At 29.6% G+C, this 15,714-nt stretch carries 14 protein-coding genes; 1 reads left to right on the top strand and 13 read right to left on the bottom strand.

The annotated features are described in order from the left end of the window. Positions 1–21: 21 nt before the first annotated feature. From E4100_RS05995 to lepB, 11 genes are all read right to left on the bottom strand, one after another. Positions 22–360 (bottom strand): histidine triad nucleotide-binding protein, encoded by a 339-nt coding sequence (locus tag E4100_RS05995; protein ID WP_135271124.1) that lies wholly within the window; start codon positions 358–360, stop codon positions 22–24. A 20-nt stretch (positions 361–380) separates the two neighbouring features. Continuing rightward, positions 381–1,670 carry a tRNA (N(6)-L-threonylcarbamoyladenosine(37)-C(2))-methylthiotransferase MtaB gene (gene mtaB / locus E4100_RS05990; RefSeq protein WP_135271123.1) on the bottom strand — a complete coding sequence of 430 codons (1,290 nt, stop codon included), beginning with the start codon at positions 1,668–1,670 and terminating at the stop codon, positions 381–383. Further along, positions 1,658–2,410, bottom strand: coding sequence for an RsmE family RNA methyltransferase (locus E4100_RS05985; protein ID WP_135271122.1), 753 nt, complete (start codon positions 2,408–2,410; stop codon positions 1,658–1,660). The genes mtaB and E4100_RS05985 overlap by 13 nt, the downstream gene beginning before the upstream one ends. Further along, complete coding sequence (gene prmA, locus E4100_RS05980; RefSeq protein WP_135271121.1) at positions 2,403–3,329, bottom strand: 50S ribosomal protein L11 methyltransferase; 927 nt, start codon at positions 3,327–3,329, stop codon at positions 2,403–2,405. Before prmA ends, E4100_RS05985 begins: the two co-directional genes overlap by 8 nt. 93 nt (positions 3,330–3,422) lie before the next feature. Further along, positions 3,423–4,541: a molecular chaperone DnaJ gene (gene dnaJ / locus E4100_RS05975; RefSeq protein WP_135271120.1), complete on the bottom strand. Its 1,119-nt coding sequence runs from the start codon at positions 4,539–4,541 to the stop codon at positions 3,423–3,425. 71 nt (positions 4,542–4,612) lie between these two features. Beyond that, on the bottom strand, positions 4,613–6,430 hold the full coding sequence (dnaK, locus tag E4100_RS05970) for a molecular chaperone DnaK (protein WP_135271119.1): 1,818 nt from the start codon (positions 6,428–6,430) through the stop codon (positions 4,613–4,615). 13 nt (positions 6,431–6,443) lie between these two features. Next, the gene (gene grpE, locus E4100_RS05965) at positions 6,444–7,010 is read right to left on the bottom strand and encodes a nucleotide exchange factor GrpE (RefSeq protein ID WP_245196369.1); all 567 of its coding nucleotides are present in this window, start codon (positions 7,008–7,010) and stop codon (positions 6,444–6,446) included. A gap of 2 nt (positions 7,011–7,012) precedes the next feature. Next, complete coding sequence (gene hrcA / locus E4100_RS05960; RefSeq protein WP_135271118.1) at positions 7,013–8,059, bottom strand: heat-inducible transcriptional repressor HrcA; 1,047 nt, start codon at positions 8,057–8,059, stop codon at positions 7,013–7,015. A 105-nt stretch (positions 8,060–8,164) separates the two neighbouring features. After that, on the bottom strand, positions 8,165–9,301 hold the full coding sequence (gene hemW, locus E4100_RS05955) for a radical SAM family heme chaperone HemW (protein ID WP_135271117.1): 1,137 nt from the start codon (positions 9,299–9,301) through the stop codon (positions 8,165–8,167). 6 nt (positions 9,302–9,307) lie between these two features. Then, positions 9,308–11,119 (bottom strand): translation elongation factor 4, encoded by a 1,812-nt coding sequence (gene lepA, locus E4100_RS05950; RefSeq protein WP_135271116.1) that lies wholly within the window; start codon positions 11,117–11,119, stop codon positions 9,308–9,310. Positions 11,120–11,165: 46 nt separating this feature from the next. After that, positions 11,166–11,717 carry a signal peptidase I gene (gene lepB / locus E4100_RS05945; RefSeq protein WP_135271115.1) on the bottom strand — a complete coding sequence of 184 codons (552 nt, stop codon included), beginning with the start codon at positions 11,715–11,717 and terminating at the stop codon, positions 11,166–11,168. 223 nt (positions 11,718–11,940) lie between these two features. Here lepB and rpsT point away from each other — a divergent pair, with 223 nt between their 5' ends. After that, a complete protein-coding gene (rpsT, locus tag E4100_RS05940) occupies positions 11,941–12,204 on the top strand; it encodes a 30S ribosomal protein S20 (RefSeq protein WP_135271114.1) in 264 nt (87 codons plus the stop codon). A 27-nt stretch (positions 12,205–12,231) separates the two neighbouring features. Here rpsT and holA read toward each other — a convergent pair whose 3' ends face one another. Together holA and E4100_RS05930 are read right to left on the bottom strand one after the other, a co-directional pair. Continuing rightward, the gene (gene holA / locus E4100_RS05935) at positions 12,232–13,257 is read right to left on the bottom strand and encodes a DNA polymerase III subunit delta (RefSeq protein WP_135271113.1); all 1,026 of its coding nucleotides are present in this window, start codon (positions 13,255–13,257) and stop codon (positions 12,232–12,234) included. Then, a complete protein-coding gene (locus E4100_RS05930; RefSeq protein WP_135271112.1) occupies positions 13,244–15,637 on the bottom strand; it encodes a DNA internalization-related competence protein ComEC/Rec2 in 2,394 nt (797 codons plus the stop codon). Before E4100_RS05930 ends, holA begins: the two co-directional genes overlap by 14 nt. Positions 15,638–15,714 lie beyond the last annotated feature (77 nt).

Genomic DNA, 15,714 nt, shown 5'->3' with positions numbered 1-15,714 from the left:
ATAACTTATTTTCAACTGTTTTTAACCTGGTGGCCATAACATTTGTCTTTTTCCTAGAACGTGAAAGTGAATATGATCAACAGTTTGTCCTCCCAAGTCCCCACAATTGTTAACAACTCTATAACCTTCATTTAAATCGAATTCTTTAGCTAATTTAGGAATTAGTTTAGCAATATGTGTTATGAATCTTAAATCAGAATCTTCTAATTGATTTAATGACTTGATGTGTTTCTTTGGTATTATCAGGAAATGTACAGGAGCTTGAGGATTTATATCGTTTATTGCTATCACAAATTCATCTTCATAAATTATATCACTAGGTATTTCTTTATTTATGATACTACAAAATAAGCAATCCACTCTATCTCACCTCCTCGCAATTAAATAGCTAATATTTTATCATCTAAAATTTCTTTAAGAGTTACTCTCTTAATTTGCCCTACCATATCTGTCTCAAATTGTTTAATCACTCTAATGTAGTTGGTTGTATATCCTTCATAGAAATCTTCTTGATATTTAGATTCAAATAATACATCTGCTTGTTTACCTATCAATTTCTTGTGATAATCATACATCATATTATCACTTACTTCAATTAACACTTTACTTCTCTCTTCTTTTATTTTGCTTGGTATTTGGTCTTTCATGCTGTAAGCTTTTGTACCTTTCCTTGGAGAGAATTTAAATACATGGATTTTCGAAAAACCAATCTTCTGGACGAAATCTACTGTCTCTTTAAATTCTTCATCTGTTTCTCCTGGAAATCCTACTATGACATCAGTTGTTATTCCAGCATATGGAAAATACTTTCTTATTAAATTAACTTTTTCGTAATATTCTTTTGTATTATATTTTCTATTCATTCTACTTAATACAGTATCGCTTCCACTTTGAAGGGATAAATGAAAATGATCACATACTTTTTTAGTATTAAGTGATATTTTCATAAATTCTTCATCTATTATACTAGGTTCAATTGAACTTAGCCTAATCCTCTTGATGCCATCTATAAAACTCAATTTATAAATAAGTTTTTTTAAGTCTATATCTGCTAAATCTTTCCCATATGATGCGATGTGTATGCCTGTTAATACAATTTCTTTAAAACCATTTTCAGCAAGCTTCTTTACTTCATTTTCTATTTCAATGTATTCTCTACTTTTTATCGGTCCCCTTGCATAAGGTATTATACAGTAACTACAATATTGATTACATCCATCTTGAACTTTTAAATAAGCTCTTGTTTTTGATTCAATTGTATTTATTTTTATTTCCTCAAATGATTTTAGTTGATTCGATTGGACAACTTTATTTATTCTTTCTCCAGTGTTTCTTGATTCTTCACAAAGTTCAACTATCATATTTCTGTTATTTGTACCTATTATTACATCTACGCCTTCAATGTTTTCTACTTCTTCAGGCGATACTTGAGAATAGCATCCAACTACTGCCACTAAACATTCAGGGTTGATTTTTTTTGCTTTTCTTATAAATTGTCTAGATTTTCTATCAGACATGTTTGTAACAGTACAAGTATTTATTACATAGATGTCTGCAAAGTCTTCTTCACTTACAATTTTATATCCTTTGTTTTTAAATAATTCTATCATTGCTTCGGTTTCATACTGGTTAACTTTACATCCCAATGTATGAAATGTTACTCTTTCCATTTAATCACTCCTAAATCACATGCTTCATGTAATATAATAGACGAAATTACTATACCAGCTGTTTCTGTTCTTAATATTCTTGGGCCTAATGAAACCACTATAGAATCAATCTCTCTAAGTTCTTCTATTTCCTGCTCACTGAATCCACCTTCAGGCCCTATAAAAATATTTACTTGATCTGAATTAATGTACTTTTCCCTAGTAGAATGTAAATCTTGATAATGCTCATTTTCATATGGAACGATAGTTGTTTGATTCATAAACTGATTTATGGCATCTTTAAAACTAATTATCGAATTTACTTTTGGTACTATATCTCTTTTGGATTGCTTTGAAGCTTCATATACAATACTTTGCCAACGTGTGATTTTTTTTAGTTCCTTATTTAAATCATCTATTTTCACTATAGTTCTAGCAGTAATAACTGGAGTAAATGATGTCACCCCAATTTCTGTGCATTTTTGTAAAATCACTTCCATTTTAGTTGATTTTGGAATCGATTGATATAAATTAATTTTTAATTTTGGCTCATTGCTTATACTATCAAATTGAACTATTTCGAGTATTACAGAATTTGTATCAAAACTATTAATTTTACATATATATTTAATATTTTCATAGACAATCTCAATCATATCACCAAAATTCATTCGTAATACATCTCTAATATGTTTAGCGTCCTTACCAATTATTGTTATAAGATTATCTTCTGGTTTCTCTTCAATAAAAAATCTATGCATCATATCTCCTCTTTGCCACTATGCAAATCCAATCATTAGTATTATTAATTTCCAATATGTCAAAGTGATTTCTTTTCAGTGCATCGATTACAATATCCTTCTTTTTATCAATTATTCCTGAGCAAATAAATGTTCCATTATCGACTAAATAATCGTCCAAGTCATTTAATATATCCGCTACTATTTCAGCAACGATATTCATTACTATGACATCAGCTTTGTCAGATATCTGCGATAATAAGTCACCATGCCTTATTTCTACAATATTGTCTACATTGTTGTTTAATACATTATTTTTAGCAACTTCTACGCTAGTCATATCCAAATCTATACCAATCACTTCTTCTGCTCCAAGTTTTGCTGCAATTATGCTCAAAATTCCACTGCCACAACCTATGTCAAAGACTCTCTTCCCTTTTACATCAAATTTTTCAAGAGCTTGTGCACACATATATGTTGTTTCATGGGTACCTGTCCCAAAAGCCATCCCTGGATCTAGCTCTATAACAATATCATCAACCTCTGGTAAATAATCCTCCCATGTTGGTTTTATTATAATATTTTCCCCGATTTTCATTGTATTAAAAAATGCCTTCCAGTTATCTTGCCATTCACTTTCATCTACAACATTAATCGATAATAAGCCAATTTTCTCATTTACTACTCTATCATTCAAAGTGTTTATTATACAATCTATATCATCTGCCTCTGAAAAATATGCTTTAATAGTTATATCTTCACTGTTGATCCCCTGTAAAGTTTCATCAATAAAATCCCATTTGTCTTTTTGTTCAATAATTTCATTGATTACCCTTTCATCTACAATTTCAAGACCTTTTGCTCCAATATCATATAAAATATATGTAACTAAATCTTCATTATTTTTATTTGTCTCAACTAACAATTCAAACCACTTCATGCTAACACTCCTACTAAGCTATTTATTTAAATACATTATACCCTAAAAAACTACAATTTTCTACATATGAAACAACAACCACTTTTGTGGTTGTTAATGGAAAGCATCTTTAACTTTATCAAAAAATTTCTTTTTAGTGGGAGTACTGTATTTTTCACCTAACTCCTTCGATAATTCAAGCAACATTTTCTTCTGCTTTTCATTTAAGTTAGTAGGGATTACAATCTCAACCGTAAAATAAAGATCCCCTCTTCCTGTACCTCTCACATTAGGTACCCCTTTATTTTTTAATTTAAATATAGAATGAGATTTAGTTCCTTCAGGTAAACTATAATTTTCATTGCCATCTAATGTAGGTACCTCTATCTCAGCCCCCAAAGTAGCTTCTGTAAATGTAATTGGTATCGTCACGAATAAATCATTGCCTTCTCTTTTGAACAAAGGATCCTCTTTTACGGAAATATAAATATATAAATCTCCTCTAGGAGCTCCTTTTTCACCAATATTTCCTTCTCCCCTTAGTGTAATTACATTCCCATTATCTACACCAGCAGGTATGTCTATTTTTATCTTCTTTGACTTTAACTCTTTCCCAGTTCCATGACAATGTTCACATTTTTCTTCGATTATTTCTCCGCTTCCATTACATTCGTCACACGGCATGACTCTTACGAACCTTCCAAATGGTGTTTGTTGATTATACCTCAATTCACCTGTCCCTTTACATTTTTTACATGTAGTTTTACTTGTCCCTGGCTTTGCGCCAGTACCTTTGCATTCACTACATTCTTCCATTCTCTTCACTGAAATTTCTTTTTGTACACCAAAAACAGCTTCTCTAAATTCTAATTTTAAATCGTATCTTAAGTCTGTACCTCTCTCTGGACCTCTTTGTTTGTTATTAAAACCTCTAGAAAATCCACCACCAAAGATATCAAATAAGTCGTCAAATATATCTCCAAATCCACCAAAATCTGTTCCCTGCTGATTTACACCATCATGACCATATCTATCATATCTAGCCCTTTTCTCTTCATCACTTAATACTTCATAAGCTTCATTTATTTCTTTGAATTTTTTTTCGGCCTCGCTATTATTTGGATTTAAATCCGGATGATATTTCTTAGCAAGTTTTCTATATGATCTTTTAATTTCTTCCAGTGAGGCTTCTTTCGTAACTTCTAATATTTCATAGTAATCTCTCACGGTCATACACCAGCTCCCATTCAATCTTAAAATTTTGAGTCAAAGCTTATGTATTAGCTTTGACTCTTCTATTTTAATTAGTCTTCATCAACGACTTCATAATCTGCATCTTCAACATCATCGGACTTGTTAGATTCATTTTTTCCACTTTGTTGATATTGAACATTTTCATATAATTTTTGTGAAATTGCTTGGAATTCATTAGTTAATTCTTCTGTCTTATTCTTAATATCTTCTATGTCATCACCCTCTAAAGCTTTTTTTAATGAATCCAATTTATCTAATACTTTTTTCTTTTCATCATCTGATATCTTGCCTTCAAGATCTTTTAATGTCTTTTCAGTTTGATAAACCATTGAGTCTGCATTATTTCTTATCTCTATTCTCTCTTTTTTCTTTTTATCCTCTTCAGCAAATCTCTCTGCTTCTTTTATTTTCTTTTGTATTTCTTCTTCACTTAAATTTGTAGAGGAAGTGATTGTTATCTTTTGTTCTTTGCCTGTTCCTAAGTCTTTTGCGCTCACATTTACTATCCCGTTTGCATCTATATCAAAAGTAACTTCTATCTGAGGTACTCCTCTAGGAGCAGGTGGGATTCCTGTTAATTGAAATCTACCCAAAGTTGTATTGTCACTGGCCATTTGTCTTTCCCCTTGTACTACGTGAATATCTACTGAGGTTTGATTATCTGAAGCAGTTGTGAATATTTGAGATTTTCTAGTTGGTATAGTAGTATTTCTCTCAATTAATTTTGTGGTTACTCCACCTAATGTTTCAATTCCCAATGACAATGGTGTAACATCTAGCAATAGTAAATCTTTAACTTCTCCACTTAATATACCACCCTGAATAGCAGCACCTATTGCAACACATTCATCGGGATTTATATCCTTTTGTGGTTCTCTTCCAATTATCTTTTTAACAGCCTCTTGAACAGCAGGAACTCTTGTCGAACCACCAACCAAAAGAACTTTTTCTATCTCACTAGCTTCCAATCCAGCATCTTTAAGTGCTTGTTGTACAGGTCCTATAGTCATTTCTACTAAATCAGCAATTAATTCTTCAAATTTTGCTCTTGTAATATCCATGTTCAAATGCAGTGGCCCTTCACTAGTTGCTGTAATGAATGGTAGATTTATATTTGTTGATTTAGTTGTAGACAATTCCTTCTTAGCTTTTTCTGCAGCTTCCTTTAGCCTTTGTAAGGCCATCTTGTCTTTTCTTAAATCTATACCATGTTCTTTTTTGAATTGCTCAGCAATATAGTCTACTAATCTATTGTCAAAATCATCTCCACCTAATCTATTATTACCTCTAGTAGCTAGTACTTCAAATACACCATCGCCTACTTCAAGTATCGATATGTCAAAAGTTCCTCCACCTAAGTCATATACCATTATTTTATGTTGCCCATGTTCCTTATCTAATCCATATGCTAATGCTGCAGCAGTAGGTTCATTTATTATTCTCTTTACATTCAATCCAGCTATTTTACCTGCATCTTTTGTTGCTTGCCTTTGACTATCTGTAAAATATGCTGGAACTGTTATAACTGCTTCTGTTATAGTTTCTCCAAGATAATTTTCAGCATCAGTTTTTAATTTTTGTAATATCATAGCTGAAATTTCTTCAGGAGTGTATTCTTTTGCATCTATCTTAACTTTATAATCAGTTCCCATATGTCTTTTTATTGACTGTATTGTCCTATCTGGATTTGTAATTGCTTGTCTTTTAGCAGTTTCTCCTACTAATCTTTCTCCATCTTTTGTAAATGCCACTACAGATGGTGTAGTCCTGTTCCCTTCTGAATTAGGGATTATTATTGGTTCTCCACCTTCCATTACCGCTACGGCAGAGTTAGTTGTACCTAAGTCAATTCCTATTATCTTACTCATAATATCTCCTCCTTTATTTTGATACGATTACCATAGATGGTCTAACTACTTTATCTTCCATCAAATACCCTTTTTGATATACTTCTACAACAGTACCTGCTTCTTCTTGAGTATCCACCGTTGAAATTGCATGATGAATATTCGGATCAAATTTTTCTCCTAAAGCCTTTATTTCTTTAATATTATATTTTTCTAATAAACTATAAAGCTGATCTTTTATCATATCTACTCCCTTATAAAAACTATCTTCTTTATTTGATGCAGCTTCAAGTGCCCTTTCGAAGTTATCTATTATGGGAAGTAAATCGGTTATAACAGCTTGTATTCCAAAATTAACTGATTCTTCTTTTTCTTTCTCTGATCTTTTTTTATAATTCAAAAAATCTGCTTGTAATCTAGCTATTTTATTGTTTAGATCTTCTATCACTTCTTCTTTTTCAGCCAATAACTTTTTTGTATGATTAATGTCATCTACCTCCTTAGCATCATCTTCGTTTTTTTGTTCATTATCAGAGATAACATTATCTCCGTCAGTTTTCTGATCTTCATTATTTATTGTTTTATCCTCATCAACCATCATTCTCACCTCTCATTACAATTGAAATAATCATTTAAAATGTCAGTAATACTTTCTGAAAATACCCAAATCGTCTTAATTAATTCTATATAATTCATCCTTTTAGGACCTATTATCCCAATTTTGCCAATAATCTCTCCTTCAGAATTATAGGTTGCTGTAATAATACTTAAGTCTTTCATACAATCATGACTATTTTCTTCCCCAATTTTTACATCTATCTCTTCTAATTTATTGTTAGTTAGTGCAAAAATAAGCTTATCCTTATCTTCCAAAACTGAAAGGACCTCTTTTGCTTTATCGATATCCCTATATTCTGGAAATTCCAATATATTTGTTATTCCATCGGCATAGACTTTCATGTCTTCTGCGTCCTCTATAAAACCAGAAAGTATAGGTATTAATCTCTTCAAGTCATTTTTATACTCAAAATAATCGTCTAATATCCCATTGCTAATCTCATTTACTAGTTCTGAAAATGTCTTGTTTTTTAATTTTCTAGTAAGATAATTGCTTATATAAATAAGATTATCTTCAGATATTTTATTTTCTAAGTTTATTATCGACTTTTTAATTAGTCCTGCTTCATTAACCATGATTGAGAGTATCTGATTTTGTTCCATTGGTAACAATTGTATATGTTTTATCTTGGTTTCTTTTATTTGAGGTGATAGTGCCACAGCAGTATATTTAGTTAAATGAGCAAGGATTTTAGCCAAATCTTCTAAAAGCTGATCTATTTCTTTGTACTCTTGCTTTATATATCGCTTTATCTGTTCTTTTCTGTTCCTATCTATTTCTATTATGCTGTTATTAAAAAAATTATCAACATAAAACCTATACGCTTTATCAGAAGGGATTCTTCCAGAAGAAGTATGAGTCTTGTTTAGATACCCCAGATCTTCTAAATCTGACATCTCATTTCTTATTGTTGCAGAACTTACCCCTAAATCATAAAATTTAGTAATAGTTCTAGATCCAATAGGCTCTCCTGTAACTATATAGCTATCTATAACTGCTAATAGGACTTTTAATTTCCTTTCATCCAACATATGATCACCTCTACCCCTTGGATGGTTGTTAGCACTCTGTCTTATTGAGTGCTAATTCTATATATAAACTAACATCTAATTCATATTTTGTCAAGTATTTTTATGTTAAATATAGAAATCCAATTCTACAATATTGCTTAAGTCAAGCCCTTTACTTGTTAGTTTGATATTCTTCCCATCATCAAAAATTAAACCGTTATTTATATTCTTTTGTATGGCATCTTTGTAATAATAATCCATGTCAGTACCGAATACTCTTTTAAATTCTTCTCTATTTATACCTGAATTAAGTCTAATCCCAAGTATCATAAATTCAGTAATTTTTGAAATTGTATTTATATATTCTTTATTCTCTATTGGTAATTTCCCTTTCATTAAATAATTATGATATTCTTTAAAATTTGAATAATTCCAATATCGATAATCCCATATATTGGAATGGCTATTTAGCCCAATTCCAACATATGGTTTTAATGTCCAATATTTCAGATTATGTTTGCATTCGAAATCCGGTTTAGAAAAATTGGAAATTTCATATTGTCTATAACCATTTTTTTCTAATAATCTCTTTGCTTCATGATACATTAACCTCTCTTCATCTTCATTTGGTAAATTTAGTTTTCCATTTTGTTCAAGCTTATATAATTTAGTTCCTTCTTCAATTATCAAACTATATAAAGATATGTGTGTTAAATTTAACTCAATAATTTTTTCTAAACTACTTATGACATCATGTAATGTTTGCTCAGGTAATCCTATCATTAAATCAGAATTTATATTGTCAAAACCTTCTAATTTTATTAACTTAATCGTATTTAATATATCTTGTTCATTGTGAATTCTCCCAATATTTTGTAGAATTTTATCATTCAGCGATTGTGCTCCCAAACTAATTCTATTGATTCCAAAATCCTTATACGCCTCCAATTTTTTCTTATTAATAGTGCCAGGATTAACTTCTATTGTTATTTCTGCTTTTGAATCAATATTGAAAGAACTATATAATTTTTCGAATATTTTCCCGATGAATTTTGAGTCAATACTAGAAGGAGTACCACCACCAATAAATATTGAATCAATCACATATTTACTAATGAGCTTACTATAAATTTCTATCTCTTTTATAAGATCATTAATGTATTCCTCAATTAGTCCATCATTTAGTTTTACTGAAATAAAATCGCAATAATCACATTTTTTGATACAAAATGGAATATGAATATAAATTCCTAGTTCATTCATTCTTATCTACTTCTTTTCATCATATTTTAAAACGCTTAAAAAGGCTTCTTGTGGGACTTCAACTGAACCTATTTGTCTCATTCTCTTCTTGCCCTCTTTTTGCTTTTCTAATAGCTTTTTCTTCCTAGAAATATCGCCACCATAGCATTTAGCCAAAACATCTTTTCTCAATGCTCTGATTGTTTCTCTTGCAATTATTTTCGACCCAATTGCCGCCTGAATTGGTATTGCAAATTGATGCCTTGGAATTACATCTACAAGCTTTTCAGCTATAATTCTACCCCTTTCATAGGCTTTTTCCTCATGAACAATCATAGAAAAAGCATCTACTAATTCTCCATTTATTAATATATCTAATTTTACTAGTTCACTTCTGTTGTATCCTTTTAATTCATAATCAAAAGAAGCATATCCTCTGGTTTTTGATTTTAATGCATCAAAAAAATCATATATTACTTCATTTAACGGTAACTCATATTTCAGAGTAACTCTTTTTTGATCCAAATATTCCATGTTTAGAAATGTGCCTCTTTTGTTCTGACAAAGTTCCATTATTGCACCTACATACTCTGAAGGAGTCATAATAGAAGCAGATACTATTGGCTCTTCTATATAATCAATTTCAGAAGGTTTTGGTAAATTTGAAGGGTTCTGAATATCAATGATTTCACCATCAGTCTTATGAACTTTGTAAATTACGCTTGGTGCTGTTGTTATTATATTTAAATCAAACTCTCTTTCAAGTCTTTCTTGAATAATTTCCATATGAAGTAATCCTAAAAACCCACATCTAAACCCAAAACCTAATGCTTGTGATGTTTCTGGTTCAAATACTAAACTAGCGTCATTTACTTGCAATTTTTCTAAAGCATCTCTCACACTATTAAAATCTTCGCCTTCAGCAGGATAAATTCCACAATAGACCATAGAAGTAACTTTTTTATAACCAGGAAACGGTTTATCTGTCGAATTATACGCATCTGTTATAGTATCGCCAACCCTAGCTTCTTTAACATTTTTAATACTCGCGGCTACATATCCAACTTCGCCTGCACTTAAAAAATCTACTGGAATTTGTTTTGAAGTACTTATTCCAACCTCTGTTACTTCAAATTCTTTCCCCGTTGACATAAGTTTTATTTTCATGCCAGGATAAATTTTGCCATCAAAAACTCTTATGTAGCAAGTTACTCCTTTATATGGATCATAGTAAGAGTCAAATATCAAAGCTTTTAATGGTTTGTTTTCATCACCAACAGGTGCAGGAATTCTCTCAACTATTCCTTCTAAAACTTGATCTATATTTAAGCCTTCCTTAGCGGATATATGTGGTGCATAGGAAGCATCAATTCCAATAATATCCTCTATCTCTTGAGCAACTTCTTCTGGTCTTGCGCTTGGTAAATCCACTTTATTTATTACTGGAAATATCTCTAAATCTTGATCAATAGCTAAATAAACATTTGCTAGCGTTTGAGCTTCTACTCCTTGAGTTGCATCAACAACCAGAATAGCGCCTTCACAAGCGGCTAAAGATCTAGATACCTCATAATTAAAATCTACATGTCCAGGTGTATCTATTAAGTTGAAGACATAATCTTTACCATTATTAGCCTTATAATTAAGCCTTACTGCTTTTAATTTAATTGTGATTCCTCTCTCTCTTTCTAAATCCATTTTGTCTAAAACTTGATCTTGCATTTCCCTTTGTGTTATCATCCCTGTCTTTTCAATAAGCCTGTCTGCTAAAGTTGATTTTCCATGATCAATATGGGCTATTATTGAAAAATTTCTTATGTTTTCTCTATCAACGTGCATTAATTTACCTCCAAACTATATACGAAAATCCTCCCTAAATGGGAGGCTAATTAAGTTTACCAAATCTTGAATCAAAAGGATAGTATCTAAATTTAGCTATACCTTTTATTTCTTCAATTTTTACAGTGCCAAAGTATCTACTGTCTTTACTGGCTCCTTCAGCTCTGTTATCTCCTAACACAAAAACTTCCCCTTCCGGTATAATCCAATAGTTCTCGCTATAAATATGAGTGTATTCATCCCCAATTAAATAACTTTCTTCTATTTGTTCGCCATTTACATAAACTTTGCCATCTAATATTTGTACAGTATCGCCTTCGACCGCAATCACTCTCTTAATATAATCTTTATTTTCTACATCTGGTGCATTTAGTATTACTATGTCTCCAGGTTTTGGATCTGTAAAATACAACGGTAATTTAAAAGCTACTAATCTATCACTTTCATACAATGTGGGATACATTGAATTCCCAACTACGTACGTCGTATTGAAAACGAAAGTCTTTATTAATACTGCAATAAGTATTGCAATTGCTATGCTTTTTAACCACTCTACCAACTCGCTTTTTGCGTTCTTTTTATTATCGTTTTGCTCCAATCAATTTTCCTCCTACTCTCATTTCAAATAACCTATTGATATTATACCACTATGTAGCTACAAATCAATTATAATAAGTAATATATCAATAATATTAAAATCACCTTATAATGATTAATTCATATTCTAAGCTTTTTTACTTAATCTAAATTGTTAATTTTCCTTGCAATATAATAGCAATGATGATAAAATAATTTTTGTTAGATTATGAGGAGGTGAAACGATGGCAAATATAAAATCCGCTGAAAAAAGAATATTGGTCACTCAAAAAAAGACTGCATTAAATAGAGCTAGAAAATCAGAAATAAAAACTTACATTAAAAAATTTGAATCTGCTTTGCAAGCAAACCAAGTTGATGAAGCTAGAGCTTTACTAAAAACTATAGATAAAAAGTTAAAAAGAGCAGCTCATAAAAATGTTATTCACATGAATCAAGCTTCTAGAAAAATTAGTAGACTTACAAAAAAATTAAATCAAGCAATGTAATAAAAACTTCGGAAAATCCGAAGTTCTTTATTTATAATTTGCACTTACAAGCCTAACAATTAAATTTTCCAACTCATATTTTTCATTTGTAGCTTTACTCTTCAATGTTTTTTCAGTTTCAATAACTGTTTGAATACTCTTTGTCAATCTATTTATTGTGTATCTATTGCTTATTGCTGATATTTTATTGTATTCGTATGGTTTTATTTCCAATTTAGCGATAATATCTTCATCACTGTAATTTGCTTTTTTATAGCTCTTATATGCTAGCTGCAATCTCAATTGTCTGTTTATCATATAAATTATTTTTATCACAGGCTCATCCATTAAATATATTGCAGAAAATATTTTTAAAGAACTATCAACATTTTGCTCACCTATTGATGTTAATAAGTCAAATATATTCTTATCTAATAATTTTATCATAGAATTATCAATTGTATTCCTGTCAATTATTTCTTTCTCAGAATAAGCCACTACTTTTAGAATCTCGTTTTCTAGATCATTGAGAGTCAATTCTAAATTTTTGCTCAAATAACCACTTTGTTGAATAAAATAACTTAGATTTTTTGAATCAATCTTTTTATTGAATGCTTTTAATTTTTCTTCAATCCAAGCTACTAAATCTTTTCCTTTTAATTTCTCAAACAAAATAATTTCATCGCTTTTAAAAAATTTAATCAATTTTGAGTTAGTTTTAATCTTTCTGCCATTATCAATCAGTATAAGTACTTGGTGATCTCCTAAATCACTCAGTAAATCCATATAAATATCATTACTATAATTTTCAATTAATACCTCAGGGCTATAAACAACGGTTATTTTCCTCTGTGCTAAAAAAGGTAAAGTTACTATGCTATCTCTTAAATCTTCTATATTTGCATCTTTAAAATCTATTTTAGTTAGGTTCATACCCTCTGTTCCTTTCGGTATATTTGCCTTTATAATCTTTTCTAGTGCTTCTTCCATTAAATAGACTTCTTCTCCGATGAATATATATTTTTCTTTAAAGTTGTTTTTTTTGATTGCAAGTTTGAATTCATTGTAATTCATGTAATTTGTCCTCCATATTTAGATAAATTCTGACAGTGATGTTAGATACATATAGGAAAATGATAAACGTTAAAAAATAATTTCGCCTAGTATTTAAAAATTTAATTAAATCTTCCTGATAAAAAGGTCCTTGATATGGCTTGATTACAACTCTATCTTTTTTTATTATAACACTAATAAGTCCCATTTCATCAGTTCTGTAAATACTACTATTTGCATCTATTAGAGTTTGAATAGTTTGTTTTGACGGATGTCCATAGAAATTATTCTCTCCAACAGATATTATACTTATCTTTGGAGCCAATTCATCTATGAATTCAGGTAGCGATGATGTGTTACTACCATGGTGTGCAACTTTTAATATGTCTACTTTCCCAAAATTTGTTTTTAATAATTGTTTTTCAACTTCTTTCTCTATATCCCCTGTAAAAAGTAATCTAAAACCATTAGCATTTACTAAGCAAACTAGGGAATTGTTGTTTTCATTGTCATCTAACACAATGTTATTTGTCGGCCACAAAATATCAATGTTAATGCCTCCTAAAAAAATATCGTTACTGCTATTTACTATATATAATGGAATATTGTTTTTATCAATAATTTTTAAAAATTCATCTTCTGTTGGATATTTATTAGAAATTATTTTATCCACTCGTAAATTCTCCATAATTGCCATACTCCCTTTGTAGTGATCATCATGAAAATGCGATATAATCAAAGCATCTAGTTTGTTTACTCCTGATTTTATAAGATAAGGTAATGTTATATTTTCACCTACATCAAAATCAGAGAAAGCTGAACCTCCAGCATCTATTAAAATGTTATTTCCTCTGTATCTTAGTAATGCACTGTCTCCCTGCCCTACATCTATAAAGTCAACTATTATGTCATCTATATTTCTATACATATCCATAGAATATACTGCTATAGATAAAACAATAAAGCAGAAAATAACTTTCTTTATTTCTTTTTTCAAATTTAATAAAATATCTCTATTATAGATGATCAATAGAATTAGAAAATAAAATGTCATATCTAAAATTGTAGGTGTTTTAAACTTAAAATTAAGTGCTGTATATTTTTGAAATACATCTGTCAAAATGTTTTGTAAATCCATAGATATATTTAAAATATAAGTTAATTTACTAAATAATAAGGATAAAAACCCAATTATCAAATTTATACTTGCTATAGGAACAATGATTAAATTTGATAGTATTGATATAAAATTAAATGAATTAAAATAGAAAATTTGTAATGGAATAAGACATAGATTTACAGATAAAATAAGAGATAGATTATCTATTAAAAATCCTTTGAAAGGATAGAATAATCCCTTAACCTTATTAAAAAATACAATTATTGAAAAACTAGCAGTGTACGATAATATAAAGCCTATGCTAAAAATCCAAAATGGATTTAACAGTAGACTTATCACAGCAGCAATATACAATGAATTTAATGAATCATATGGTTTGTGAAGTAATGATGCAAATAAACTAAGCGAGAACATAATTATAGCTCTAACACTCGATGGAGGAAACCCAATAAAATAACCGTAGATAAATATTAATGTAATTGAAATTACTATATTAATCTTCCTATTTACTCCAAGATATGCTAAAGTCATAGACATAAACGTAGCAAGTAGATTTATATGTAATCCCGATACTGCTAATAAGTGTAACAGTCCTATATTTTTATATGTGTCATATTGGTTGTTTTCTAAATAACTGCTGTCTCCAAGTATTGTGCTAATCATTAAATTTTGATTATCCTTTGACAAATTGCTAAAATTCGCAATTACATAATTTTGAAATTTTGTTCTTACAATATATCTAAACGGAATCTCTTCATCATAAATATAAATATTTCTACTATCCTGATAAGTAGTATAGTGGATTTTCTCACTAAGAAGATATTTTTTATAGTTAAACATTTTGGGGTTGGTATTCTCTTTAGCTTGTTTTAAAATGCCTGTAAACTTAATTTTTTGACCTAAACTAAATTCTTTCTCTTTATCCGTTGTGAGCAATATTCTCTCACTACAAGTAACATTGTCAACCGAAACTATTTCAATTTGCATTTTAATTTTTTTCTCTTCAATTTGGATTTTATCTATAATGCCAATGTACTGGTGAGCATCATTGATATAATTATTTAATTTGCTCATTAGATTGATATTACAAATAAATATCCCAATTAAAAAAAACGAAAAAAATAAAGCAAATATATGTTTTCTTTTGTAATCAATAAGAAACATAATTAATAAACCAATAAAAATGGACCCTACAATTAATGAATAATTCAATTCAAAATAATAAGAAAACAATATCCCACATATTAATCCAAATATCAATAAGAAAGAGGGTCTTTTCATTTTATTCTCCTCAATAATTATCAAATTAATAGTATAATTATATCATAGAAGTATATTTATGGTATTATTAAACAAAG

The organism is Soehngenia longivitae (genome assembly GCF_004684055.1).
Taxonomy (GTDB): domain Bacteria; phylum Bacillota; class Clostridia; order Tissierellales; family Tissierellaceae; genus Soehngenia; species Soehngenia longivitae.
This window is presented reverse-complemented; position numbering and strand designations above follow the sequence as displayed.

Coding starts and splice junctions, on each gene's coding strand:
- mtaB (WP_135271123.1), bottom strand. CDS start 1,670: ATGGAAAGAGTAACATTTCATACATTGGGATGTAAAGTTAACCAGTAT.
- E4100_RS05985 (WP_135271122.1), bottom strand. CDS start 2,410: ATGCATAGATTTTTTATTGAAGAGAAACCAGAAGATAATCTTATAACA.
- prmA (WP_135271121.1), bottom strand. CDS start 3,329: ATGAAGTGGTTTGAATTGTTAGTTGAGACAAATAAAAATAATGAAGAT.
- dnaJ (WP_135271120.1), bottom strand. CDS start 4,541: ATGACCGTGAGAGATTACTATGAAATATTAGAAGTTACGAAAGAAGCC.
- dnaK (WP_135271119.1), bottom strand. CDS start 6,430: ATGAGTAAGATAATAGGAATTGACTTAGGTACAACTAACTCTGCCGTA.
- grpE (WP_245196369.1), bottom strand. CDS start 7,010: ATGATGGTTGATGAGGATAAAACAATAAATAATGAAGATCAGAAAACT.
- hrcA (WP_135271118.1), bottom strand. CDS start 8,059: ATGTTGGATGAAAGGAAATTAAAAGTCCTATTAGCAGTTATAGATAGC.
- hemW (WP_135271117.1), bottom strand. CDS start 9,301: ATGAATGAACTAGGAATTTATATTCATATTCCATTTTGTATCAAAAAA.
- lepA (WP_135271116.1), bottom strand. CDS start 11,119: ATGCACGTTGATAGAGAAAACATAAGAAATTTTTCAATAATAGCCCAT.
- rpsT (WP_135271114.1), top strand. CDS start 11,941: ATGGCAAATATAAAATCCGCTGAAAAAAGAATATTGGTCACTCAAAAA.
- holA (WP_135271113.1), bottom strand. CDS start 13,257: ATGAATTACAATGAATTCAAACTTGCAATCAAAAAAAACAACTTTAAA.
- E4100_RS05930 (WP_135271112.1), bottom strand. CDS start 15,637: ATGAAAAGACCCTCTTTCTTATTGATATTTGGATTAATATGTGGGATA.